Source organism: Microvirga mediterraneensis, assembly GCF_013520865.1.
Classification (GTDB): Bacteria; Pseudomonadota; Alphaproteobacteria; order Rhizobiales; family Beijerinckiaceae; genus Microvirga; species Microvirga mediterraneensis.
Genome location: NZ_JACDXJ010000001.1, coordinates 2874495 through 2897656, shown reverse-complemented (window position 1 = coordinate 2897656; position 23162 = coordinate 2874495). Strand labels below are relative to the sequence as shown.

General features: G+C 65.2%; 21 protein-coding genes and 1 pseudogene. 13 read left to right on the top strand and 9 right to left on the bottom strand.

Annotated elements, in window-relative coordinates; genetic code table 11:
* Positions 1-50: 50 nt before the first annotated feature.
* Positions 51-293 carry a hypothetical protein gene (locus H0S73_RS13685; RefSeq protein WP_181054436.1) on the top strand — a complete coding sequence of 81 codons (243 nt, stop codon included), beginning with the start codon at positions 51-53 and terminating at the stop codon, positions 291-293.
* On the opposite strand, the gene dprA is transcribed toward H0S73_RS13685, so the two are convergent.
* From dprA to H0S73_RS13665, 4 genes are read right to left on the bottom strand one after another with little or no spacing between them, the layout of a single operon-like run.
* Positions 290-1477 (bottom strand): DNA-processing protein DprA, encoded by a 1188-nt coding sequence (dprA, locus tag H0S73_RS13680; protein WP_181052677.1) that lies wholly within the window; start codon positions 1475-1477, stop codon positions 290-292. The two genes, H0S73_RS13685 and dprA, sit on opposite strands and share 4 nt — an antisense overlap.
* Positions 1478-1480: 3 nt before the next feature.
* Positions 1481-2083 carry a glycerol-3-phosphate 1-O-acyltransferase PlsY gene (plsY, locus tag H0S73_RS13675; protein WP_181052676.1) on the bottom strand — a complete coding sequence of 201 codons (603 nt, stop codon included), beginning with the start codon at positions 2081-2083 and terminating at the stop codon, positions 1481-1483.
* A 10-nt stretch (positions 2084-2093) separates the two neighbouring features.
* A complete protein-coding gene (locus tag H0S73_RS13670) occupies positions 2094-3386 on the bottom strand; it encodes a dihydroorotase (protein ID WP_181052675.1) in 1293 nt (430 codons plus the stop codon).
* A gap of 8 nt (positions 3387-3394) precedes the next feature.
* The gene (locus H0S73_RS13665) at positions 3395-4342 is read right to left on the bottom strand and encodes an aspartate carbamoyltransferase catalytic subunit (RefSeq protein WP_181052674.1); all 948 of its coding nucleotides are present in this window, start codon (positions 4340-4342) and stop codon (positions 3395-3397) included.
* Between the two features lie 253 nt (positions 4343-4595).
* On the opposite strand from H0S73_RS13665, the gene H0S73_RS13660 reads away from it, so the two are divergent.
* The 3 genes from H0S73_RS13660 (at position 4596) to H0S73_RS13650 (ending at position 9575) form a co-directional block, all read left to right on the top strand.
* A complete protein-coding gene (locus H0S73_RS13660; protein ID WP_181052673.1) occupies positions 4596-6233 on the top strand; it encodes an isovaleryl-CoA dehydrogenase in 1638 nt (545 codons plus the stop codon).
* A 136-nt stretch (positions 6234-6369) separates the two neighbouring features.
* Positions 6370-9063 carry a type I DNA topoisomerase gene (gene topA / locus H0S73_RS13655; protein ID WP_181052672.1) on the top strand — a complete coding sequence of 898 codons (2694 nt, stop codon included), beginning with the start codon at positions 6370-6372 and terminating at the stop codon, positions 9061-9063.
* Between the two features lie 5 nt (positions 9064-9068).
* Positions 9069-9575: an MgtC/SapB family protein gene (locus tag H0S73_RS13650; RefSeq protein ID WP_181052671.1), complete on the top strand. Its 507-nt coding sequence runs from the start codon at positions 9069-9071 to the stop codon at positions 9573-9575.
* Here the strand turns inward: H0S73_RS13650 and H0S73_RS13645 are convergent.
* Positions 9563-9775 (bottom strand): hypothetical protein, encoded by a 213-nt coding sequence (locus H0S73_RS13645; protein ID WP_181052670.1) that lies wholly within the window; start codon positions 9773-9775, stop codon positions 9563-9565. The genes H0S73_RS13650 and H0S73_RS13645 overlap by 13 nt on opposite strands.
* Positions 9776-9998: 223 nt before the next feature.
* Between H0S73_RS13645 and parE the strand changes: the two genes are divergently transcribed.
* The 5 genes from parE (at position 9999) to rpmG (ending at position 16359) form a co-directional block, all read left to right on the top strand.
* Positions 9999-12059: a DNA topoisomerase IV subunit B gene (gene parE, locus H0S73_RS13640; protein WP_181052669.1), complete on the top strand. Its 2061-nt coding sequence runs from the start codon at positions 9999-10001 to the stop codon at positions 12057-12059.
* Between the two features lie 403 nt (positions 12060-12462).
* A complete protein-coding gene (gene rnr / locus H0S73_RS13635; RefSeq protein WP_246388894.1) occupies positions 12463-14787 on the top strand; it encodes a ribonuclease R in 2325 nt (774 codons plus the stop codon).
* 18 nt (positions 14788-14805) lie between these two features.
* A complete protein-coding gene (locus H0S73_RS13630) occupies positions 14806-15288 on the top strand; it encodes a DUF983 domain-containing protein (RefSeq protein ID WP_181052668.1) in 483 nt (160 codons plus the stop codon).
* On the top strand, positions 15266-15991 hold the full coding sequence (locus H0S73_RS13625) for an NUDIX hydrolase (protein WP_202049971.1): 726 nt from the start codon (positions 15266-15268) through the stop codon (positions 15989-15991). Before H0S73_RS13630 ends, H0S73_RS13625 begins: the two co-directional genes overlap by 23 nt.
* Before the next feature lie 200 nt (positions 15992-16191).
* Entirely contained in the window at positions 16192-16359 is a 168-nt protein-coding gene (rpmG, locus tag H0S73_RS13620) for a 50S ribosomal protein L33 (protein ID WP_009491004.1), read from the top strand.
* A gap of 101 nt (positions 16360-16460) precedes the next feature.
* Here the strand turns inward: rpmG and H0S73_RS13615 are convergent, their stop codons facing one another.
* Both H0S73_RS13615 and H0S73_RS13610 read right to left on the bottom strand, forming a co-directional pair.
* On the bottom strand, positions 16461-17012 hold the full coding sequence (locus H0S73_RS13615; RefSeq protein ID WP_181052666.1) for a hypothetical protein: 552 nt from the start codon (positions 17010-17012) through the stop codon (positions 16461-16463).
* 84 nt (positions 17013-17096) lie between these two features.
* Positions 17097-17261 (bottom strand): hypothetical protein, encoded by a 165-nt coding sequence (locus H0S73_RS13610; protein ID WP_181052665.1) that lies wholly within the window; start codon positions 17259-17261, stop codon positions 17097-17099.
* A 133-nt stretch (positions 17262-17394) separates the two neighbouring features.
* On the opposite strand from H0S73_RS13610, the gene H0S73_RS13605 reads away from it, so the two are divergent.
* From H0S73_RS13605 to H0S73_RS13595, 3 genes and pseudogenes are all read left to right on the top strand, one after another.
* Positions 17395-17577, top strand: coding sequence for a hypothetical protein (locus tag H0S73_RS13605; protein ID WP_181052664.1), 183 nt, complete (start codon positions 17395-17397; stop codon positions 17575-17577).
* A gap of 73 nt (positions 17578-17650) precedes the next feature.
* Positions 17651-18769 carry an FUSC family protein gene (locus H0S73_RS13600; RefSeq protein ID WP_181052663.1) on the top strand — a complete coding sequence of 373 codons (1119 nt, stop codon included), beginning with the start codon at positions 17651-17653 and terminating at the stop codon, positions 18767-18769.
* Between the two features lie 117 nt (positions 18770-18886).
* A pseudogene (locus H0S73_RS13595) lies at positions 18887-19910 on the top strand (linear amide C-N hydrolase).
* Between the two features lie 22 nt (positions 19911-19932).
* On the opposite strand, the gene H0S73_RS13590 reads toward H0S73_RS13595, so the two are convergent.
* On the bottom strand, positions 19933-21771 hold the full coding sequence (locus H0S73_RS13590) for an adenine deaminase (RefSeq protein WP_181052662.1): 1839 nt from the start codon (positions 21769-21771) through the stop codon (positions 19933-19935).
* Between the two features lie 622 nt (positions 21772-22393).
* Entirely contained in the window at positions 22394-22765 is a 372-nt protein-coding gene (locus H0S73_RS13585; RefSeq protein WP_181052661.1) for a response regulator, read from the bottom strand.
* Between the two features lie 100 nt (positions 22766-22865).
* Between H0S73_RS13585 and H0S73_RS13580 the strand changes: the two genes are divergently transcribed.
* Complete coding sequence (locus H0S73_RS13580; RefSeq protein WP_246388884.1) at positions 22866-23156, top strand: DUF3572 domain-containing protein; 291 nt, start codon at positions 22866-22868, stop codon at positions 23154-23156.
* Positions 23157-23162: the final 6 nt, after the last annotated feature.

Genomic DNA, 23162 nt, shown 5'->3' with positions numbered 1-23162 from the left:
GTTGTGCTGCTATCTAGACACATTGAAACAAGGAGACAACGGCAGCCTCAATGTCGAAATCCCCGCGCTACTCCCCGAGTGTCCAGGCGCCGAACGAGGCGGAGACGATCCCCCCGAGCCAGGGGAGCATGTCCCCCCAGGAGACGGCCCAGTACATCTCCGAGTTCTCGGCCGAGCTGTCCTTTCTCGCCCGCGAGACGAAGCTCGACCTCCTGGCCTATCTCCTCGACATGGCGCGGCTGGAGGCGATCCGGGCCCTGCAGGCGGCGGACAGGGATTCCGTGAAGGGTTAGCTCCCCACGATGAGCGATACCGCGTTGCCGCCGTGGCGTTCGAGACGCCCGGCCATTTCCAGCTCCAGGAGCGCCATCTGAACGTTGCGGATGGAAAGACCCGATTGTCGGACGAGATCGTCGATGGCCACGGGCGACGGGCCGAGAAACACGGTCAGGTCGCCCTCCGCTTCACCTCTTTCCTCGTCGAAGCCCGCATCGGGCGCAACCGGCCGCGTGGGCGCGCGGACGACGTCGGGCAGATCCAGCTCGTCCCAGAGTTCCTCCACGCCGATGACGTGCTGCGGTTCCTCGGCTCCTCGGTCCAGATCCGGACCGGAAGCGATCAGCGGCTCCAGGACGCTCGTCACATGCTCGATTCCCGCACAGAGAGTTGCGCCGTCGCGGATAAGGTCGTTCGTGCCCTCGGCCCGAGGATCGAGGGGTGAGCCTGGAACGGCGAAGACCTCTCGCCCCTGCTCCAGGGCGAAGCGCGCCGTGATGAGCGAGCCGGAGCGGCGCGCCGCCTCGACCACGACGACGCCGTAAGAGAGTCCGGAGACGATCCTGTTCCGGCGCGGAAAGTCGCGCCCGCGCGGCTCCCAGCCCATCGGCATCTCGGACACCACCGCCCCGCCCTGTTCCACGATGGCCTGCAGCAGGGGCTCGTTCTGGGCGGGGTAGATGCGGTCGTGCCCGCCAGCCAGTACGGCAACCGTCCCGGATTCCAGGCTCGCCTTGTGGGCCTTGGTGTCGATCCCGCGCGCCAGCCCCGACACGACCACGTAACCCGCCTCGCCGAGCTGGCGCGACAGGCGCTCCGCGAAGGTCAAGCCTGACGCGGAGGCGTTGCGCGACCCGATGATGGCGACCGAAGGCCGGGCCATGATGGCGGCCGAGCCGCGGACGGCGATCAGAGGCGGGGCGGAATCGATGGCCTTCAGGGTCTTGGGATAATCCGGCTCGCCCATGGCGATGAAACGGACGCCGAGGCGCGCGGCGGCGGCCGTCTCCTTCTCGGCTTCGGCCCGGCTGCAGACCTTCAGCATCAGGCGCCCGCCGCGACGGGCGGGGGCCGGCAGCGCCTCCCGGGCGGCGGCCGCGCCGCCATATTGGTTCACGAGGGCGCGGAAGGTGCGCGGCCCGACTTTCTCTGACCGGATGAGGCGAAGCCAATCGAGACGCTGCTCATCCGTCAGGATCATGAATTATCCCTTCTGTCCGATCTTGCCCTCGGTCCCGGCGAGCAGACGGCTGATGTTCTGGCTGTGCTTCCACCAGAGCAGCGCCACGAGGATGATCGCCACGCCGGCCATGCCGGGCTCGCCGAGGAGCCAGAGAACGACCGGGGTCGCCGCGCTGGCGATCAGGGCCGAGAGCGAGGAGTACTTGCTGACGAAGGCCACGCCGAGCCAGATCAGGCAGAAGATCAGCGCCGCCAGCGGCTTGAGGCCGATCAGCACGCCGATGAAAGTGGCGACGCCCTTGCCGCCCTTGAACCTCAGCCACACGGGGAAGAGGTGCCCCAGGAAAGCCCCCAGGGCGGCCACGATGGCGAATTGCGTCCCCCATTGCGCTGCGACCACCACCGCGACGGTTCCCTTGAGGGCATCGCCCAGCAGGGTGGCGGCCGCAAGGCCCTTCCGTCCGGTGCGGAGAACGTTCGTGGCTCCGATATTGCCGGAGCCGATCTTGCGCACATCGCCCAGGCCCGCCATGCGGGTGAAGATCAGCCCGAACGGGATCGAACCCAGGAGGTAGCCGAAGATCAGGGCGACCAGCAGGTGCAGGAGGTTGGCTTCGTCAGACATTCATCTCTCGTTACATCGTATCGCGCTGAAAAACCACCCTGCCGGCTACCATCGTCGTGGAAACCTGGCCTTCGAGACGCGCCTCGTCGAAGGGCGAGTTCTTGGACAGGGACCGCAGCTGGCGCTTGTCGAGCACGTAAGGGGCATCGGGATCGAAGACGATAAGGTCGGCCGGCGCGCCGACGCTCAGGCGCCCGGCGGGCAGTCCGAGGATTTCGGCTGGTCTCGTAGACATGGCCCGCAGGAGCCTGGGCAGGGAGATACGGCCCTCGTGGACGAGGCGCAAGGCGGCCGAAAGGAGCGTTTCGAGCCCTACCGCCCCGTCGGCCGCCTCGGCGAAGGGCAGCCGCTTGGTTTCGACGTCCTGTGGATTATGGTCCGACACGATCACGTCGATCGTGCCGTCGGCCAGGGCCTCGATCATCGCCTGCCGGTCGTCCTCGTGCCGCAGGGGCGGCGAGAGCTTCATGAAGGTCCGGTAATCGCCGATGTCGTTCTCGTTGAGCGCCAGGTGATTGATCGACACGCCGCAGGTGACCGGCAGACCCTTTTCCTTCGCGGCGCGGATGATCTCGGCCGAATCGGCGCAGGAGATCATCGCCGCATGGTAGCGGCCACCGGTGAGGCGCACGAGGCGGACGTCCCGCTCCAGCATCACCGTTTCGGCCTCCCGCGGGATGCCCGGAAGCCCGAGCCGCGAGGCGAATTCGCCCTCGTTCATCACGCCCTGCCCGACGAGGTCGGGATCCTCCACGTGGTGGACGATCAGGGCGTCGAAGTCACGGGCATAGGTGAGCGCCCGGCGCATGACCTGGGCGTTCGTGACCGAGCGCGCCCCGTCCGTGAACGCGATGGCGCCGGCTTCCCTCAGGCGGCCGATCTCAGCCATCTCCTGCCCCTCCAACCCCTTGGTCAGGGCGGCGGCCGGGCGGATGTTGACCACGGAGGTGTCGCGCGCACGGCGGACGATGAAATCGATGACCGCCGGATCGTCGAGGGCGGGAACCGTATCCGGCATGGACACGACGGTCGTGACGCCGCCCGCAGCCGCCGCCTCGCCGGCGCTTTTCAGGGTCTCGCGATAGGGCCCGCCCGGCTCGCCGATGAAGGCGCGCATGTCGATGAGGCCTGGGGCGAGCACCTGGCCCGCGCAATCGATCACCTGCGCGCCAGCGGCTTCCGTCACCTGCGGACCGAGAGCCTGGATCACGCCGTCGCGTACCAGCACGCCGCCGCGCTCCTCGCGGTCTTTTGTCGGGTCGACGAGGCGGGCGTTCTTGAAGAGGATGGGTTGGTTGCTCATGACGCCTCTCACCTGTTCGGCAGATGGCTCGCCAGAGCCTCCAGCACCGCCATGCGGACGGCGACGCCCATTTCGACCTGTTCGCGGATCAGCGACTGCGCGCCGTCCGCCACGTCCGAGGAGATCTCCACGCCCCGGTTCATCGGACCCGGATGCATCACGAGGGCGTCCGGCTTGGCGAAGGCGAGCTTTTCCTGGTCGAGGCCGTAGAAGCGGAAGTATTCCTTCACGGAGGGCACGAAGGAGCCGTTCATGCGCTCGCGCTGAAGGCGCAGCATCATGACGATGTCCGCGTCCTTCAGCCCCTCCTCCATGCTGGTGAAGGTCTCGAAGCCGAGGCGCGCGATGCCGGGCGGCAGCAGCGTCGAGGGCGCGACGAGGCGCACCCGTGCCCCCATCGCGGCCAGCAGGATCATGTTCGACCGCGCCACGCGGGAATGCAGGATGTCGCCGCAGATCGCCACGGTGAGACCGGCGATGCGCCCCTTGTTACGGCGGATGGTGAGGGCGTCGAGCAAAGCTTGCGTCGGGTGCTCGTGGGCGCCGTCGCCCGCGTTGACCACCGAGCAATCGACCTTCTGGGCGAGGAGATGCACCGCGCCGGCCGCGTGATGGCGCACGACGATGATGTCCGGCCGCATGGCGTTCAGCGTCACGGCCGTGTCAATCAGGGTCTCGCCCTTCTTCACCGAAGAGGAAGCGACCTGCATGTTCATCACGTCGGCGCCCAGGCGCTTGCCCGCGATCTCGAAGGATGATTGCGTTCGGGTGGAGGCTTCGAAGAAGAGGTTGATCTGCGTCCGGCCGCGCAGGCTCGACTTGCTCTTCTCGATCTGGCGGCTCACCTCGACCTGTTCGTCGGCAAGGTCGAGAAGTGCCTGAATGTCCAAAGGAGACAAACCCTCGATGCCGAGGAGATGCCGGTGGGGGAAAATGGATCGGGGGGCGTCAGTCATCTTAAAGCGATGGCTATAGGCGCTCCGGGAAACGGCGGCAAGACGACTTCTTGTTCATCCTGCTCTACGTCATCACCTTGCACGTCATCACCGGCCTCGTGCCTGTGATCCCAATCGGAAAAGCGCGACGCTTCGCGAAATCGGGATGGCCGGCACAGGGCCGGCCATGACGTCGAGAATGCGGCAACGGGCCGTCACCACTTCACGCCAGCCGCCCTAAATTAGCTGAAACGTCTTCTTCAAGGGTCACGCCATGTCACCCGCCCATGACAGCCACGACGTCTTCAACCAGACGCCACCCTTCGGCGACGTCAACCTGATCGCCACGAACACTCCCCTGCTCGAGGCCCTGAAAGCGAACGGCGTCGATGCGGAGGCGGAAGGGCTTATGGGCTTCGGCCAAGCATGGGGTTCGGCGGAGCGGCTCGACATCGGCCGCCTCGCCAACGAGAACCCGCCGAAGCTGCGGACCCATGACCCGAGAGGCTATCGGATCGACGCGGTCGAGTTTCACCCCTCCTATCATGTACTGATGCGAGCCAGCATGGAGGACGGCCTCCATGCCTCGACCTGGGACGAGCCCACGAACGGACATGCCCATGCGGCGCGGGCTGCGCGGATCTATACGGCGGCAGGCGTGGAGAGCGGGCACATCTGCCCCATCACGATGACCCATGCGTCGGTGGCCGCACTAGCGGCGTCACCGAACCGTCTCGCCGAGTGGCTGCCGAGGATCCGCTCGCGGGACTATGATTCCCGCTTCATTCCCTTCTGGGAGAAGACCGCCGTCACCCTCGGCATGGGCATGACCGAGAAGCAGGGCGGAACGGATGTCCGGGCCAATACGACCCGGGCGGAATCCAGGGCGGGCGACGAATACGCGCTCACAGGGCATAAATGGTTCATGTCGGCGCCCATGTGCGACGCGTTTCTGATGCTCGCCCAGGCTCCCGGTGGGCTCACCTGCTTCCTGGTTCCACGCTTTCGTCCCGACGGGTCCCTCAACACGCTGCGCCTGCAGCGGCTGAAGGACAAGCTCGGGAACCGCTCCAACGCCTCCTCGGAGGTCGAGTTTCGGGACGCCTTCGCCTGGAGGATCGGCGAGGAAGGACGCGGGGTGCGGACCATCATCGAGATGGTGCAGCTGACCCGCCTCGACTGCGCCGTGGCCTCGGCGGGTCTCGTGCGGATGGGACTGGTTCTTGCCCTGCACCACGCCCGCCACCGCAGCGTCTTCCAGAAGAAGCTCATCGACCAGCCGGCCATGAGGATGGTGCTGGCGGACCTGGCTCTGGAGAGCGAGGCCATGACGGCGCTCGCCCTGAGGGCGGCCCATAGCTTCGATCTGGCGCGTACCGATGGCCATGAGGCGGCCTATGCCCGGCTCGTCACCCCGGCGGCCAAGTTCGGCATCTGCAAGGCGGCCCCGCGTCTCCTCTACGAGGCCATGGAATGCCTCGGCGGCAACGGCTACGTGGAGGAGAGCGCCCTGCCCCGGCTTTACCGTGAGGCTCCGGTCAACGCGATCTGGGAGGGCTCCGGCAACGTGATCGCCCTCGACATCCTGCGCGCCGAGAACCGGGAGCCGGAGGTTGCCGCGTCTGTTCTGGAGCGCCTGATGGCCGATGTCGCCGGCCTTCCGGGTGCTTCGGAGGCGGCGCGGGACATCGTGCTGGCCCTCCAATCCACCGAGGCGGAGGCCAAGGCGAGATTCGTGACTGAGAGGCTCTTCGTTCTCGCCGCGACGGCAACTCTCGCACGCTCCGCCCCAGCCCCGATCGCCCAGGCCTATGCCCTGTCCCGCCTGGCCACGCCGGCCCGGATGATCGGCGCCAACGACCTCGGGGAGGCGGTGAATCCCTTGTTGGAGCGGGCCTTCACGGCCATATAGGGCCATATGGACAAGTCCGATTTGACTTGTCGGCGATCATCAACCACTTATCGCGCCCTGCGACAGTCAGGGGCCGGCCGTCGAGTCTGCCCTGTCCGCAGGGCCTCCGTCTGCTCCCGCTTTTAGGAACTCGTTCATGAAAGTCCTCGTCGTCGAGTCGCCTGCGAAGGCCAAGACGATCAACAAATATCTCGGCAAGGATTACGAGGTCCTGGCCTCCTTCGGGCATATCCGCGATCTGCCCGCCAAGGACGGCTCGGTCGACCCGGATGCCGATTTCCGCATGATCTGGACGCTGGAGGACCGGGGCTCGAAGCGGGTGTCCGACATCGCCAAGGCGATCAAGGGAGCCGAGAAGCTCATCCTCGCCACCGACCCGGACCGCGAAGGCGAGGCGATTTCCTGGCACGTCCTGGAAGCTCTGCGCGAGAAGCGCGCCCTCAAGGATCTGCCGGTCGAGCGCGTGACCTTCAACGCCATCACCAAGGATGCCGTCCAGGCGGCCCTGCGCCAGCCGCGCCAGATCGACCAGGCGCTCGTCGACGCCTATCTGGCCCGCCGGGCGCTGGACTATCTCGTCGGCTTCACCCTGTCCCCGGTGCTCTGGCGCAAGCTGCCCGGCGCCCGTTCGGCCGGCCGCGTGCAGTCCGTGGCGCTGCGTCTCGTCTGCGACCGCGAGCTCGAGATCGAGACCTTCAAGCCGCGCGAATACTGGTCCCTGATCGCGACCCTCGCCACCAAGGAAGGCGCGGTGTTCGACGCGCGCCTCGTCGGCGCCGACGGCAAGAAGATCCAGCGCCTCGACATCGGCAACGGCCAGGACGCCGAAGCCTTCAAGAAGGACCTGGAGCTCGCGACCTTCTCGGTGGCGAATATCGAGGCGAAGCCCGCCAAGCGGCACCCCTACCCGCCCTTCACCCCCTCGACCTTGCAGCAGGAGGCCTCGCGCAAGCTGGGTCTTGCTCCGGCCCAGACCATGCGCATCGCGCAGCGGCTCTATGAGGGCGTCGATATCGGCGGCGAGACGGTCGGCCTCATCACCTATATGCGTACGGACGGCGTCGACATGGCGCCGGAAGCCGTTCAGTCGGCCCGCCGGGTGATCGGCAAGGAATACGGCGACCGCTACGTGCCGGGCGCCCCGCGCAAGTACACGACCAAGGCCAAGAACGCGCAGGAAGCCCACGAAGCCATCCGCCCGACGGACATGGGCCGCCTGCCGAAGCAGGTTGCCAAGTATCTGGAGCCCGAGCAGGCCCGCCTCTACGACCTGATCTGGACCCGCACCATCGCGAGCCAGATGGAATCGGCCGAGCTGGAGCGCACCACGGCCGACATCGCCGCCCTGGTCGGCCCCCGCAAACTCGACCTTCGCGCGACCGGCCAGGTGATCAAGTTCGACGGCTTCCTCACGCTCTACAACGAGAGCAAGGACGACGAGGCGGACGAGGACGAGGGCCGCCTGCCGCCGATGAAGGCGGGCGATCCCCTGGAGCGCCGCCGCATCAACGCGAGCCAGCACTTCACCGAGCCGCCGCCGCGCTACTCGGAAGCTTCCCTGGTCAAGCGCATGGAAGAGCTCGGCATCGGCCGTCCCTCGACCTATGCGGCCGTGCTGCAGACCCTGCGCGACCGCGAATACGTCAGGATCGAGAAGAAGCGGCTCGTACCCGAGGATAAGGGCCGCATCGTCACGGCCTTCCTGGAGAGTTTCTTCCGCCGGTACGTGGAATACGATTTCACCGCGGACCTGGAGGAGCAGCTCGACCGGATCTCCAACTCGGAGATCGACTGGAAACAGGTGCTGCGCGACTTCTGGCGCGACTTCTCCGCCGCCATCGGCGAGACGAAGGAGCTGCGCATGACCGAGGTGCTCGACGCGCTCAACGAGCTGCTCGGGCCCCACATCTTCCCGGACAAGGGCGACGGCTCGAACCCGCGCACCTGCCCGACCTGCGGCACGGGCCAGCTTTCGCTCAAGCTCGGCAAGTTCGGCTCCTTCATCGGCTGCTCGAACTATCCTGAGTGCAAATACACCCGCCAGCTCGCCGCCAGCGGCGTCGAGGGCGAAGGCGATGGCTCCTCGGAGAACGGCGGCCAGCCCGGCGTGAAGGTGCTCGGCACGGATCCGGAGACGGGCCTCGAAGTCACCCTGCGCGACGGCCGCTTCGGCCCCTTCGTGCAGCTCGGCGAAGGCGAGAAGCCCAAGCGCTCGTCCCTGCCCAAGGGCATGACGCCCTCCCAGGTCGACCTGGAGAAGGCCCTGAAGCTGCTGGCGCTGCCGCGCCAGGTGGCGACCCATCCCGAATCGGGTGAGCCGATCCTGGTGAGCATCGGCCGCTACGGGCCTTACGTTCAGCACGGCAAGGTCTATGCCAATCTCGGCCCCGGCGACGACGTGCTGGAGATCGGCGCCAACCGCGCCATCGACCTGATCGTCACCAAGGAGAGCGGCGGAGGCGGCGGACGTCGCGCGGCCGATCCGGGGCGCCCCCTGGGCGATGATCCGGAATCCGGCAAGCCGATCGTGGTGAAGGCCGGCCGCTTCGGCCCTTACGTGACCGACGGCGAGACCAACGCCACCCTGCCCCGCGCCATGGTGGCCGAGGCGGTGACGCTGGAGGAGGCAATCGAGCTTCTCAAGGCCCGGCGCGCGGCGGGGCCGTCGAAGAAAGGCGCCCGCGGACGCAAGGCTCCGGCCAAGAAGGCGGCCGCCAAGGCACCGGCAGCCAAGAAAACCGCTGCCAAGAAGGCCGCGCCTAAGAAGGCTGCTGCTAAAAAGACCGCTGCGAAAAAGGCCCCGGCCAAGAAGGCTGCCAAGGCGGGCTGAGCACGATGTCGGAGTGGCTGACCTCCCTCTCGACCGACTATGCGAACCAGATCGAGATGTCGCTGCGCCTTTGCGCAGCGACAATCGCCGGAATGGCGGTAGGCATCAACCGGGACATTCACGACAAGCCTATCGGGATGCGGACCTTAGGCCTCGTCTCGCTCGGTTCGGCCATCGTGATCCTGGCTGGGTCAGTCTACGAAGGGACCCATTTCGGGCAGGATGCGGTCAGCCGCGTGATCCAAGGCATCATGACCGGCCTCGGCTTTCTCGGCGCCGGCGCAGTGTTGAGAGCCCCGCACAAGATGGAGGTTCATGGGCTTACGACCGCGGCAACCGTCTGGATCGCCGCAGGTCTCGGCGTCGCCGCGGGACTGGGCGCCTGGTTCATCACCATCGCCGGCACGGTGGTCACGCTGCTGGTTTTGACCCTTGGGAAGTCTCTCGAGGATATGCTCACCCGGCTCTTCTCGTCAGGCGCAAAGCCGGGTGGCGACGATCAGAAGAGATAGCTGAGCCCCAGCACGGCCACGGCCGCCATGGAAAGCCAGACCAGGCTCGACCCGTAGGACCGCTGGGTCACGGGCGCGGTGTCCGGCTCCTCGAAGGCGAAGGCCTCACCCGCATTGCGCGCGGCGCGGTCAAGATGAAGCTTCTGTGCCGGTCTCAAACTCGTCCGCGTCGTCACGCCCGTCTCCCCCGTTAAGCTCATGCTTAACACTTCCAACGTGAATGAGATTTAAACAGTTCCGCATGACACCCGGAAGACATTCTTTGGATGGAAACCGCTGGTAACCTTTATGGCCTAGCCTGATTGTCGAATTTTTGGATCGTAACGACAGACCGCCCTTTTCGTTTCCGTTTTGTTCTCGTATAAAAACGGAATGAGAAATAGTGTAAAGAAGCGCGAATCATCCCCCCGGACCAAGGTCCCAATGACAGACAATGACGATCTCTTCGGAGGCGCCGGGCCCAAGCGCGCCGCGCCCGCCTCGGCCCGCACCGCCGCCGTCAAGGTGTCCCGACCGGCGCCCCCGCAAGGCACGCCGGGGGAAGCCGGCTATGACGCGTCCGCCATCGAGGTGCTGGAGGGGCTAGAGCCCGTCCGCCGCCGTCCCGGCATGTATATCGGCGGCACGGACGAGAAGGCCCTGCACCACCTCTTCGCCGAGGTGATCGACAACTCCATGGACGAGGCCGTCGCCGGGCACGCGACCTTCATCGAGGTGGAGCTGGAGGAAGGCGGCTGGCTCTCCGTGACCGACAACGGCCGCGGCATTCCGGTCGATCCGCACCCGAAGTTCCCGAAGAAGTCGGCCCTCGAGGTCATCATGACCACGCTCCACGCGGGCGGTAAGTTCGATTCGAAGGTCTATGAGACCTCCGGCGGCCTTCACGGCGTCGGCGTGTCGGTGGTGAACGCCCTTTCCGAGATCCTCGAGGTGGAAGTGGCGCGGGGCCAGCAGCTCTATCGCCAGGTCTTCTCGCGCGGCATCCCGCAGGGCAAGCTGGAAACCGTGGGGCGCGTCCTCAACCGGCGCGGCACCAAGGTGCGCTTCAAGCCCGACTGGCAGATCTTCGGCAAGGACGCCCATTTCCAGCCCCGCCGCCTGTTCAAGATGGCCCGCTCCAAGGCCTATCTCTTCGGCGGCGTCGAGATCCGCTGGAAATGCGCCCCCTCGCTGATCGAGGGCGCCGAGAACGTTCCGGCCGAGGCGACCTTCAAGTTCCCGAACGGCCTGAAGGATTACCTGCTCCACGACATCGAGGGGAAGGAACTGGTCACGGACCAGCTCTTCTCCGGCAAGATCACCAAGCCCGGCAGCCACGGCTCCCTGGAATGGGCGGTCGCCTGGATGACCAACGAGGACGGGTTCTCGATCTCATACTGCAACACCGTGCCGACCCCCGAGGGCGGCACGCACGAGAACGGCTTGCGCATCGCGCTGCTGCGTGCCCTGCGCGAGCATGCCGAGCGCGTCGGCCAGTCGAAGCGCATGGCGGCCGTGACCACCGACGACGTGATGGCCACCTGCGCGTCCATGCTGTCGGTCTTCATCCGCGAGCCGGAATTCCAGGGCCAGACCAAGGACAAGCTGGCTACGGTGGAAGCCGGCCGCATCGTCGAGAACGCGATTCGCGACACGTTCGATCACTGGCTCGCGGCGGCGCCGCAGCAGGCCAACAAGCTCCTCGACTGGGTGATCGACCGGGCGGAAGAGCGCCTGCGCCGCCGCCAGGAGAAGGAGGTCGCCCGCAAGACCGCGACCCGCAAGCTGCGCCTGCCCGGCAAGCTGGCGGATTGCTCCAATGCCGGCGCCAAGGGCTCCGAGCTCTTCATCGTTGAGGGAGACTCCGCAGGTGGCTCCGCCAAGCAGGCCCGCGACCGCGCCACTCAGGCGGTGCTTCCGTTGCGTGGAAAAATCCTGAACGTGGCCTCGGCCGGGCGGGAGAAGCTGCACCAGAACCAGCAGCTCTCGGACCTCGTCCAGGCGCTCGGCTGCGGCACGGGCTCCCATTACAAGGATTCCGACCTGCGTTACGAGAAGGTCGTCATCATGACCGACGCGGACGTGGACGGCGCCCACATCGCCTCGCTGCTCATCACCTTCTTCTACCGGCAGATGCCCCGCCTCATCGACGGGGGCCATCTCTACCTCGCGGTCCCGCCCCTCTACCGGCTGACCCAGGGGTCGAAATCAGCCTATGCTCGTGACGACGCCGACCGGGAAAGACTGATGAAGACGGTGTTCAAGGGCAGCGGCAAGGTCGAGATCGGCCGCTTCAAGGGCCTCGGCGAGATGCTTCCGGCCCAGTTGAAGGAAACCACCATGGATCCGAAGAAGCGCCTGCTCCTGAAGGTCGTGGTGGAAGCCGAGGACAAGCCGGAAGCCAGTGACGCCGTGGAGCGCCTGATGGGCAACAAGCCCGAAGCCCGCTTCGCCTTCATCCAGGAACGGGCCGCCTTCGCGGACGAGGCAGACCTGGATATCTGAGCCAAGGGTAGGGACTCGCACCCCATGTCATCACCGGGTTTGTCCCGGTGATCTCGATCCCTCAAAGCACCAAGCTTTTCCATATCGTCATGGCCGGCACACAGCCGGCCATGACGTGACGGAGCGTCGTTCCAGGCACCGCTAAAATTTTTTCAAAAAATTTCCGAAACCGGCGGAACCATCCCTGGATACGGACGTTTTATGAACTCACCGGCTCATTCTGCCCCCACGGGCCGGTACCTCAAAGGCTCCGACATCGGGGCCTTATTTTTTGGTCGCATGGCCTCGTCCCGGCATGGATCTCTTGTTCCGCCCGAGCGTCATCAAGGATGCCAAGCGGGCCGGACTAGCCGCAGCCACGCCCGCATGCGACAAGACCCTGTAAAACCGACGAGCTTCTCCCTTGGTCAAACGTTCGAAAGCCGCCCCATCCGGCACCCTGCCCTCCCGTGAGGAGGTGGTCTCCTTCATCACCCATGCCCAGGGCAAGGTCGGCAAGCGCGAGATCGCGCAGCGCTTCGGCATCAAGGGCAGCGACCGGATCTGGCTGAAGCAGATCCTCAAGGATCTGGAAATCGAGGGTGTCGTCGACCGACGGGGCAAGACGGTCCACAAGGCAGGCCAGCTGCCGCCCGTCGTCCTGGCGGACATCACGAAGAGGGATCGCGACGGGGAGCTGATCGCCGTCCCGACGGAATGGGACGAGGAGGAGCACGGCCCCATCCCGACCATCATCCTCGTGGCGCCCCGCAAGCCGCGTCCCGGCATGCCCGTGGCGGGGGTAGGCGACCGGGCCCTGCTTCGGGTCGATCCGCTCCAGCCCGGCGACATTCACCGGTATTCGGGCCGTGCGATCAAGATCATCGCCAAGAAGCAGGCGCAGGTGCTGGGCCTCTTCCGGGCCCTGCCCGAGGGCGGCGGGCGGCTCGTGCCCGTGGACAAGAAGGCCCGCGACCAGGAGCTGCAGATCAAGCCCGGCGACGAGGGCGAGGCGCAGGATGGCGACCTCATCTCAGTCTCCGTGGTGAAGCACGGCCGCTTCGGGCTGCCGACCGCCAAGGTGAAAGAGCGCCTGGGGACGATCAAGTCCGAAAAAGCCGTCAGCCTGATCGCGATCTACGCTCACAACATCCCCAGCGAGTTCCCGAAGACGGTCCTCGACGAGGCCGAGAAGGCGAAGCCCGCGACCCTGGACGGCCGGGAGGATTGGCGCGACCTTCCCCTGATCACCATCGACCCGCCGGACGCCAAGGACCACGACGACGCCGTGCATGCGGTTCCGGACGAGGATCCGAACAATGCAGGCGGCTTCATCCTCACCGTCGCGATCGCCGACGTAGCGGCCTATGTGCGCCCCGGCTCCGCGATGGACCGGGAGGCGCAGGAACGCGGCAACTCGGTCTATTTCCCCGACCGGGTGGTGCCGATGCTGCCGGAGCGGATCTCCAACGACCTGTGCTCCTTGAGGCCGCGAGAGGATCGCCCTGCCCTGGCCGTCCGCATGGTGATCGGCCCCAATGGGCAGAAGATTCGCCACAGCTTCCACCGGGTCATGATGCGCTCGGCGGAGAAGCTTTCCTACCAGCAGGCCCAGGCCGCCATCGACGGCCGGCCCGACGACGTGACGGGGCCGATCCTCGACACGGTCCTGACGCCCCTCTGGGCCGGCTACGAGCTCGTGAAGAAGGCCCGCGACGCCCGCGAGCCGCTGTCTCTCGACCTGCCCGAGCGCAAGATCGTCCTCAAGCCCGACGGCACCGTGGACCGGATCTTCGTGCCCGAGCGGCTGGAGGCGCACAAGCTCATCGAGGAGTTCATGATCCTCGCCAACGTGGCTGCGGCGGAAAGCCTGGAGAAGGCTGAGACCGACCTGATCTACCGCGTCCACGACGAGCCATCGCTCGAGAAGATGCGCGCCTTGAGCGAAGTGCTGGCCTCCATCGGCCTGAAGGTTCCGACCCAGGGGGCGCTGAGGCCGGAATTGTTCAACCGCATCCTGCGCAGCGTCGACGATACGGAGCATCAGCTCTTCATCAACGAGGTCGTGCTGCGCTCCCAGTCCCAGGCCGAATACTCGGCGGAGAACTACGGCCATTTCGGCCTCAATCTCCGCCGCTACGCCCATTTCACCTCCCCCATCCGCCGCTATGCCGATCTCATCGTGCACCGCGCCCTCATCGCCGCGCTCAAGCTCGGCAAGGACGGTCTGCCGCCGGAGACCACCCGGGCCGAGCTGATCGAGATCAGCGCCAAGATCTCGGCCGCGGAGCGCCGGGCCATGGCGGCGGAGCGTGAGACAATCGACCGCCTGATCGCGCACTTCCTTGCCGACCGGATCGGGGCCACATTCGATGGACAGATCTCCGGCGTGTCGAAGGCGGGCCTGTTCATCAAGCTGAACGAAACCGGCGCGGACGGCTTCGTCCCGGCGGCCACCATCGGGGACGATTACTACCGCTACGACGAGCGGACCCACTCCATGCGCGGCGACGATTCGGGAGAAACCTACCGGCTCGGCGACAAGGTGGAGGTGAAGCTGGTCGAGGCGGCTCCCGTCGCCGGGGCTCTGCGCTTCGAGATTCTGACCAAGGGCCACGTCACCGGAAGGAGCGGGCCGTCCAAGGGTGGCGCGAAGCGTCCGCCGCGCGGCTTCAAGGCGGGCAAGGCCCCGTCTCCGAAGGGCCGTGCTCCGACCCGCGTAAAGGTGAAGCGGCGCGACCGCGCCTGATGTTTAAGGGATTTGAGGATGTCTTTGACCATCGAGACGCCATCCGCTGTCATGACGGAAGAGGTGAAGGCCATCCCGGCCATGAAGCGCGGATTTCTGGGGCATTGCCCCGCCTGCGACAAAGGCAGGCTCTTCGGCCGGTTTCTCAAGGTCGTGGACCATTGCGAGGAGTGCGGCACGGAGTTCCACCATCACCGCGCCGACGACCTGCCGCCCTACATCGTGATCTTCCTCGTCGGCCATCTGATCGGCTACGGAATCCTCATGACCGAGACGAAACTCGAGATGCCGCTGTGGGTGCATCTGGCGCTCTGGCCGGCCCTCACGCTGGTTCTCTGCCTCGCCCTGCTCCAGCCCGTGAAAGGCGCTGTCGTGGGGCTGCAATACGCGCTAGGTATGCACGGCTTCGGGGCCGCCCGAGCCAGGAAGAATGCCGACAAGGATGATGCCCGTGACGGACACCGAGACCTTGGCGAGGATGGATCGCCTCGTTTCCTCTGAAACCAATCCCAAGCTCCCGACCCTCCGTCCCGTCGACGCCGCGACCCTCATCATCATCGACCGCAAGGGCAGGAACCCGAAGGTGCTCATGGGCCGGCGCCATGAAGGCCTGAAGTTCATGCCCGGGAAGTTCGTCTTCCCCGGCGGACGGATCGAGGCCGGCGACCGCTCCATGACGGTGACCGGTGCCCTCCACCCTCGGGCGGAGCAGGCCCTCATGGCCCGCGTGACCCGCCCCTCCGCCCAGCGCAGCCGGGCCCTGGCGCTCGCGGCGATCCGCGAAACCTTCGAGGAAACCGGGCTCCTGCTCGGGACCAAGGATTACGGCGCCCCCGACAGCGCCCCGACCGGTACCGCCTGGACGACGTTCCAGGAGCGCGGCATCTTTCCCGACCTGGAAGCGCTGCACTTCATCGGCCGGGCCGTCACGCCGCCCAAGCGCGTCCGTCGGTTCGACACCCGTTTCTTCGCCGTGGACCGCACCGCCATTGCCGAGGAAATCGAGGGCATCGTCGGGCCTGAGGCGGAACTGGTGGAACTCGCCTGGGTCAGCATCGCCCAGGCCAAGGCCCTGGACCTGCCCCCGATCACGACGGTGATTCTGGACGAGCTGGAGGCCCGGATCGCAGCCGGTTTCGGCCATCAATTGCCGGTGCCCTTCTATCATCAGCAGCGTGGCCGCTTCGTGAGGGAGCTGCTATAGCGGGTTTCCGGGCATTCCCGAGCGAAGCATCCCGGGCGGGATGACACCGGAAGCATCGAAGAAACCGCCTCCGCCCTTGACTGATCTGCGATAATCAGGCATGGGAAACCCACGATTTTCCGGCCGGGTTCGCCCGGCCTTTGCGTTTCGGCCATGCCGTGGGCCAACCGAGCGCCTGAACCGAACAAGAGGTCCCGACCATGGCCAAAGCCGCAACGATCAAAGTGAAGCTCGTCTCCACCGCCGACACGGGCTATTTCTACGTGACGAAGAAGAACTCGCGCACGATGACCGAGAAGCTGAACCTGAAGAAGTACGATCCGGTCGCGAAGAAGCACGTCGAGTTCAAGGAAGCCAAGATTAAGTAAGGTTTCCGACCGAACTGGTCGAATAAAAAACCGCCCCTCATCGGGGCGGTTTTTTATTGCTGAGAGCGTGAGGCGCCTAGTGGCGTCCTTCCATGGTGGTTTTAACGGTAAACGCCGTTGACCCTGTGGACCCGGTTCACGGAGCCCGTGGTCACCACGTCCCGGCGGACCGGGCGGACGACGCGGGTCGCATCACGATAGACGACTCGCGTCGCTACGCGCGGCTGACGGTAGACGACTCGGGTCCGGTAGACGGGTTCGCGATAGACCACGCGCGTCCGATAGGCCGGGACCGGCTGGTAGACGACCCGGGTCGCGGGGGCCGAGTAATAGCCGTAAGCGGGATAGCTGGTCGCCGGGTAGCCGTAAGCCGCGGGATAGCCATATCCGTAACCATAGCCATAAGTCGGGTAACCGTAGGCCGGATAGGAATAGGCCGGCGTGGTTGCGGCCGCGGTCAGGAGGCCGCCGAGAACGGCACCGCCGACGAGGCCCGCAGCGACCGCGCCGCCGTTATTCCATCCGCCGCCACGATAATATCCAGGATAATAGCCGCCATGCCAGCCACCACCACGCCAGTACTGAGCTTGCGCACCACCGACACTTGCCAGCGTAATCACTGCGGCACCGGCCACTAAAGCAAACTTCTTCATGATCGACCTCTTAAGAAGTGGCGAACTGAAAGCCATGAGGATCAATTCGGAACATGAAATCTGGTTCGTAGCTTGGCCGAATATTTAATCAATTTCTTGGGTTTTCATATCTAATTCTGACAATTTGTTCATACTCACGCGAGCCGAACCCCGGAAACCCTCCTGTTCCGAGGCGTGGGCCCTCCCTACCGGGCGTAGATCGGCGAGATCATCGAAGACGCTGTCGCCCGGCAGAACGATATGGCCCATCGGGACCTCCCTCCGCCGTTCGCCTGTCGATTCTCGGCAACCAGAGCTTCGGACCCAGAAGTGAAACAGGACGCTCGGTTGACGGTCGCGCCCGATAGGCGCAGCATCGGGGGAGCCATCATGGGAGGCGTCCATGTTCGAGCAGGCCGTCCAAGTGAGTGAAGCGTTCCGTCAAAGCGCACACCAGATGCAAGGATCGCTCCATATGGCCCTGAAGGGCTGTCCCCAATGCCGGACGACGCAGATGATCGCATCGCCCACCCTCGGCATGTGCGAGGAATGCGGCTCCGAACTTGTCGTCCTGCCGCACGAGTAAGGCCCACCCGAGGGCGGACTTTTCCATAGCAGGCCCCGCCGACCACCCTCTATGCTCTGCGCCGGAGAATCGCATGGCACTGCCTGGGTGGATCGAACGCATAGGCGACCGCATCGGAGCACGTTCCGCCGAATTGAAGCTGGCGCTGCGGGTCACCATCGCGGGAATGCTGGCCTACGTCGTCACGAGGATCCTGGACCTGCCCCAGGGCTACTGGGCCGTGATCACCGCCGTGGTCGTGATGCAGGCCAGCGTCGGCGCTTCGCTCAAAGCCGCCGTGGAGCGGTTCACCGGCACCCTGGCCGGGGCCATCTATGGCGGCCTCGTCGCCGCCTTCGTCCCCCACAACTCCCCTTTGAGCCTGGGAACCGCCATCGTGGTGGCCCTGTTTCCCCTGGCGCTCTTGGCTGCGATCAAGCCGGCATTCCGGGTCGCGCCCATCACTTCGCTGATCATGCTCCTGCCCCCGACCGGGCAGGCGATCGCCCCCCTCGCCTCCGCCTTCGATCGGGTGCTGGAGATCACCCTCGGCAACATCGTCGGCGTCGTCGTCTCGCTGTTCATCCTGCCGGCGCGGGCGCATGTCCTGCTGACCGATGCGGCCGCCAGGGTCGTATCGCTCAACGCGGAGCTGTTCTCCGTCTTCATCGCGGAGCTGACGGCCAGCCCTCAAGGGCGGTCGGCTCTCCAGAAGCTCCATCCCCAGATCCGTGCCGCCCTGAAGAAGGCGGAGGCGGCCGCCGAGGAAGCGACCCGGGAGCGCAAGAGTCACCTGACCGAGGCCCCCGATCCGGAGCCGCTCATCCGCACGCTCTACCGGGTGCGCCACGATCTCGTGATGATCGGCCGCGCCTCATCGAGCCCTCTGCCCGCGCCAGCGCGGGACAAGCTCGCCCCTTCGCTCATGGCCCTGCATGAGGCGACCCAAAGGCTGCTTCTGGACCTCGCGCAGGCGCTTCAGCACCGCAAGGCTCCCCCTGAGCCAGCCGCCTTCGAGGATGCATTGAACGCCTTCAGCAGCGAAGCGGAAGCGCTCAGGGCGGACACTCACATCCGGGAGCTCCCCGGCAAGACTTTCGGACAGATCTTCGCCCTCGGCTTCGCCTTCGAGCAGTTCAGGCAGGATTTAGAGGACCTACTCGAGCGGGCGCAGGAATTGGCCGGACGACCGGCCGGCGAGTCGGTGGAATGAGCACGGCCAAACTCCCGCCTCCGTGACCGCATAGATTTCTTGGGTGGATTGGATAGCGAGGACGACGCCATGCTCGATTGGAATCGACCAAGTGCAAGATCGCTTATTGCCGGCGTCATGGCCGGCCTTCTGGCAGGAGCGCCGGCACCCGCCTGGGCCTGTACCCGGCTCGTCTATCTCGGCCCGAACGACAACGTGATCACCGCTCGCTCCATGGATTGGAAAAGCGATATCGAGACCAATCTCTGGATCTTCCCGCGCGGCATGGAGCGGAGCGGCGAGGCTGGCCCCAACTCGCTGAAATGGACATCGAAATATGGAAGCCTGATCGCATCGGGCTACGACATCTCCACGACCGACGGACTGAACGAGGCGGGACTTTCGGCCAATGTTCTCTGGCTCGTTGAATCCCAGTACCCGAAATTCGACGGATCGAAGCCGGGACTGTCGATTGCCGCCTGGGCACAATACGTCCTCGACAATTTCGCGACCGTCCAAGAGGCCGTGAGCGCCCTGGAGCGGGAGCCGTTCACGATCATCACCGATTACGTGCCGGGCGAGAACCGATTGGCGACGCTGCACCTGTCGATTTCGGACGCATCGGGTGACAGCGCCATCGTCGAATATATCGACGGCAAGCAGGTGATCCATCACGACCGCAAATACCAGGTCATGACGAACTCGCCGGTTTTCGAGCAACAGCTTGCCCTCAACGCGTACTGGAAGGAGATCGGCGGCACGGTGATGCTGCCCGGGACGAACCGGTCGGCAGACCGGTTCGCAAGAGCGTCCTTCTACGTGACGACGATCCCGAAGGAAGAGAACGCCAATCTCGCCCTGGCGAGCGTCTTCAGCGTCATCCGCAATGTGTCCGTGCCCTATGGCATCACCACGCCCGACCAGCCGAACATCTCGTCCACGCGCTGGCGCACGGTCGCGGACCATCGGCGCAAACTCTAATTTCTTCGAATCCGCTTTGACGCCGAACACCTTCTGGATCGATCTCAAGACCGTCGACTTCTCGCCTGAAACAGGCCGCGTGAAGAAGCTGGACCTCGGCCCCAATCAGAACCACACGTTCTCCGGCGATGCGACGCGGGAATTCAAGGATGCGGAGCCCTTCCGATTCCTGGGAATCTGAACGCCCCGCATCCCGGCCGCGCTCACTCGTAGAGCGGCACCAGCTCCATCTCCGGCACGAGCACGAGGCCCTTGTCGGTGATGCGGATCTCCGGGATGACCGAGAGGGGGATGAGGTTGAAGCCCATATAGGGGATCTTGCAGCCGGCCTTCTCCCAGGCAGCCTTCAGGGTGCGGGTCTCCTCGGCCACTTCCGTCACGCGCTTGTCGGAGAGCAGGCCCGCGATGGGCAGCGGCACCATGGCGACGACCTTGCCCTGATCCACGACGCAGACGCCGCCCTGCGCCTCGATGATCGCATCGAGGGCGACCTGCATGTCGCCCTCGTTCGTTCCCGCCACGATCAGGTTGTGGGAATCATGGCCGACGCTGCTCGCGACCGCGCCGCTCCTCAGGCCGAAATCCTTGAGCAGGCCGTGGGCGATGCGGGCGCCGTCCGTACGGCCGTGGCGCTCGATGACCGACACGAAGGTGAGGTCGTTCCTGGACAGAAGGGTATCCCAATCCTTCTCAGGCTGGAGGTTCACCTTGTCGTGGAAGAGCACGATGCCGGGCAGCGCCACGCGGATCACGTTTGCTTCGCAGGCCTTTGCAGGCAGCTCGGGAATGAGCTTCGGACGCTTCGAGACGTGGACCGTGCGATAGGCCTCGGCAGGATAGCGGTAGCGGTTCGACAGCGCCTGATCGAGCACCGGCGTAATCCTCTTGTCCTCGACAACGAGTTCGCCGCCATACCAGGTGTTCTGCACTTCGAGTTCGTCGTTGAGCAGCACCATATCGGCCCGGCGCCCGCCGCCGAGGCCGCCGATCTCTCCTTCCATGCCGAAGCGCGTGGCCGGATGGAGAGAGCCCATGCTCCAGGCCTGTTCGCGGCTCATGCCGGCGCGGCGCGCCTCCCGTGTCACCCAATCCATGCCGAACATCATGAGGTCATCCGCATCGCGGTCGTCGGTGCAGACGCAGATGCGCTTGTGCGAGGAGCCCAGCTCCGTAATGGTCTTGATGGCTTCGGGCAGCGAGTGCCACGGAGTCGTGGGAGGGCCGCCGCGCAGGAAGATCCAGACGCCCGCGTCGAGCAGGTCGTCGGCGATGTCCCGGTCGATGGCCTCATGGGTGTCGGTGACCCCGCTTGCCGCATAAGCGGCTACGAACTCACGGCCGTAAATGTGACCCGAGACCGGCTTGCCGCGTTCCAGGGCGGCCGCGAGGATCGCATGGCTGCGCTCGTCGCCCATGGTGACCGGGACGAAGTCCATCTTCTCGCCGAGCGCCGCGGCCTCCGGCCAGCGGTCGAAGAGGGCGGCGATCTTGTCCGGCGTGAGGTCGCCGCCCGCCGTCTCCAGGTCCGGCGACGTGGCCGGCACGGTGCTCGGCACCGTCAGGAAGATGGAGAGCGGCGCATGGCGGGCATCCTCCAGCATCATCTCGATCCCGGCCGAATCCATCACGTTGCCGATCTCGTGGCTGTCGCAGAAGATCGTCGTCGTGCCGTTCAGCAGCGCCGCCTCCGCATAGGCGCAGGCCGTGACCATGCTGCTTTCGATATGGATGTGGGGATCGACGAGGCCCGGAGCGACGATGCCGCCTTTCGCGTCATAGACCCGTCCCGGCGCCCCGGCGACCTGTCGATAGGCTCCGGCGGGTTTCACCGCCGCAATGCGCCCTCCCGCGATCCAGACCTCCCGCTCGGGCGCGATGCGCTCGCTGTAGGTCGACAGCACACGGGCGCCCGTGATCACCAGATCGGCGGGGGCGCGCCCCGACGCGACATCCGCGAGGCGGCGGGTCAGGGTCCACAGGGGGGGCACGGAAAAGCGGGTCAGCGCCGTCTTGGGCGGCAGCGAAGGTGTGCGATGATCCATGGTCCCTCATCCCGTTAGGTCAGTTTGGTGCAACTTAGCAGGGCGGACCGGGAACCGCATCCCGGATCGGCTCCAAGGCGGCCCTTCCCTATGGACAAGTTCTCTTAACACCAAGCTCGGCTGAACCCGGAAGGCATGGCGATTGGGCCCGATGCGCCAAGCGGAACAGGCACCGGAAAAACAAAAGGCGCCTTGCGGCGCCTGAACGAGGAAACGAGATGGAGGAATTTGGTGGCCAGCCGGGAGCAGCGTTGAGGAGGCAACGATCTGCCCCCAGGCTGGCCGAGCCCACGAAGTCCCAGGAGATGCGGCGGACCTGAGCATCCGTAGGGCATTTCTTCCGCTTGAGAGCATCGGACCCAATACCGAATCCGTCCGGTGCTCCAATCCTTGATGAGCGCATCGTCGAGTCAGGAAAATAGGATCCAGTTTTCCTTATGATGCGCCAAGGCGGAAATTTAGGCTGAACGTATAGGAAACATGGAGCGATGCAAGCTCCTATGTGGCCAAAAAGCGGCATTTTCACAAAAAAGTTAAAGCCGAGGCTTCTCAAGGAGATGTCTTGGCCTCTTCAAGCTTCGGCCAATGCCGCGCCATGGATTTGCCCCGGTTGAAAGGACCTTCAGTCCGCTTCCAGGTAGGTTTTCACGGTCGCGATGAACTTGGAGACGGAGATCGGCTTGGACATATACGCCTCGCAGCCCCCTTCCCTGATCCGCTCCTCGTCGCCTTTCATGGCGAAAGCCGTGATGGCGATCACAGGAATCGACTTCAACTCGTCGTCGGCCTTGAGCCAGCGGGTCACCTCGAGGCCGGAGACTTCGGGCAGCTGGATGTCCATGAGGATCAGGTCCGGCTTGTGGGCACGGGCGAGCTCCATGGCCTCGATCCCGTGACTGGTCTTCAAGGTCGCATAGCCGTGGGCCTCGAGGAGGTCGTTGAAGAGCTTCATGTTGAGTTCGTTGTCCTCAACGATGAGCACAGTCTTCTTCATGGCCGTTTTCCCCGGGGCTCCGGATGTACTTCACCGGCCCAATGGTTCAATTGATGGTATAGTTAGGTCCAAACCTATTGATGAAATGCAAATTGACAGCATGAACACTCCCTTAAAAAGAGTTACCCGCGAGGAGGCCGAAAATGTCGCACTCGGGGCGTTTTCCTTCCTCACGGGCGACGAGGAGCGCCTCGGCCGCTTCATGGCGGTGTCGGGCTTGAGGCCCGACACGATCCGCTCGGCCGCGTCCTCCCCAGGGTTCTTCGCCGGAATCCTGGACTATGTCGTGTCCGACGAGCCGCTGCTGCTGGCGCTCGCCAAGGAGCTGAATACCAAGCCGGAGCACATCGTGCAGGCCCATTGGACCCTTTCGCCCTCCGAATTCGAATAATTCCGC

Excerpts from the sequence above, each read along its gene's own strand:
- H0S73_RS13625 (WP_202049971.1), top strand. The coding sequence starts at position 15,266 with ATGGATCGCCTCGTTTCCTCTGAAACCAATCCCAAGCTCCCGACCCTC.
- dprA (WP_181052677.1), bottom strand. The coding sequence starts at position 1,477 with ATGATCCTGACGGATGAGCAGCGTCTCGATTGGCTTCGCCTCATCCGG.
- H0S73_RS13585 (WP_181052661.1), bottom strand. The coding sequence starts at position 22,765 with ATGAAGAAGACTGTGCTCATCGTTGAGGACAACGAACTCAACATGAAG.
- H0S73_RS13670 (WP_181052675.1), bottom strand. The coding sequence starts at position 3,386 with ATGAGCAACCAACCCATCCTCTTCAAGAACGCCCGCCTCGTCGACCCG.
- H0S73_RS13615 (WP_181052666.1), bottom strand. The coding sequence starts at position 17,012 with ATGAAGAAGTTTGCTTTAGTGGCCGGTGCCGCAGTGATTACGCTGGCA.
- rpmG (WP_009491004.1), top strand. The coding sequence starts at position 16,192 with ATGGCCAAAGCCGCAACGATCAAAGTGAAGCTCGTCTCCACCGCCGAC.
- H0S73_RS13645 (WP_181052670.1), bottom strand. The coding sequence starts at position 9,775 with ATGAGCTTAACGGGGGAGACGGGCGTGACGACGCGGACGAGTTTGAGA.
- parE (WP_181052669.1), top strand. The coding sequence starts at position 9,999 with ATGACAGACAATGACGATCTCTTCGGAGGCGCCGGGCCCAAGCGCGCC.
- H0S73_RS13580 (WP_246388884.1), top strand. The coding sequence starts at position 22,866 with ATGAACACTCCCTTAAAAAGAGTTACCCGCGAGGAGGCCGAAAATGTC.
- H0S73_RS13590 (WP_181052662.1), bottom strand. The coding sequence starts at position 21,771 with ATGGATCATCGCACACCTTCGCTGCCGCCCAAGACGGCGCTGACCCGC.
- topA (WP_181052672.1), top strand. The coding sequence starts at position 6,370 with ATGAAAGTCCTCGTCGTCGAGTCGCCTGCGAAGGCCAAGACGATCAAC.
- H0S73_RS13605 (WP_181052664.1), top strand. The coding sequence starts at position 17,395 with ATGTTCGAGCAGGCCGTCCAAGTGAGTGAAGCGTTCCGTCAAAGCGCA.
- plsY (WP_181052676.1), bottom strand. The coding sequence starts at position 2,083 with ATGTCTGACGAAGCCAACCTCCTGCACCTGCTGGTCGCCCTGATCTTC.
- H0S73_RS13610 (WP_181052665.1), bottom strand. The coding sequence starts at position 17,261 with ATGGGCCATATCGTTCTGCCGGGCGACAGCGTCTTCGATGATCTCGCC.
- H0S73_RS13600 (WP_181052663.1), top strand. The coding sequence starts at position 17,651 with ATGGCACTGCCTGGGTGGATCGAACGCATAGGCGACCGCATCGGAGCA.
- H0S73_RS13665 (WP_181052674.1), bottom strand. The coding sequence starts at position 4,342 with ATGACTGACGCCCCCCGATCCATTTTCCCCCACCGGCATCTCCTCGGC.
- H0S73_RS13650 (WP_181052671.1), top strand. The coding sequence starts at position 9,069 with ATGTCGGAGTGGCTGACCTCCCTCTCGACCGACTATGCGAACCAGATC.
- H0S73_RS13630 (WP_181052668.1), top strand. The coding sequence starts at position 14,806 with ATGTCTTTGACCATCGAGACGCCATCCGCTGTCATGACGGAAGAGGTG.
- H0S73_RS13685 (WP_181054436.1), top strand. The coding sequence starts at position 51 with ATGTCGAAATCCCCGCGCTACTCCCCGAGTGTCCAGGCGCCGAACGAG.
- H0S73_RS13660 (WP_181052673.1), top strand. The coding sequence starts at position 4,596 with ATGTCACCCGCCCATGACAGCCACGACGTCTTCAACCAGACGCCACCC.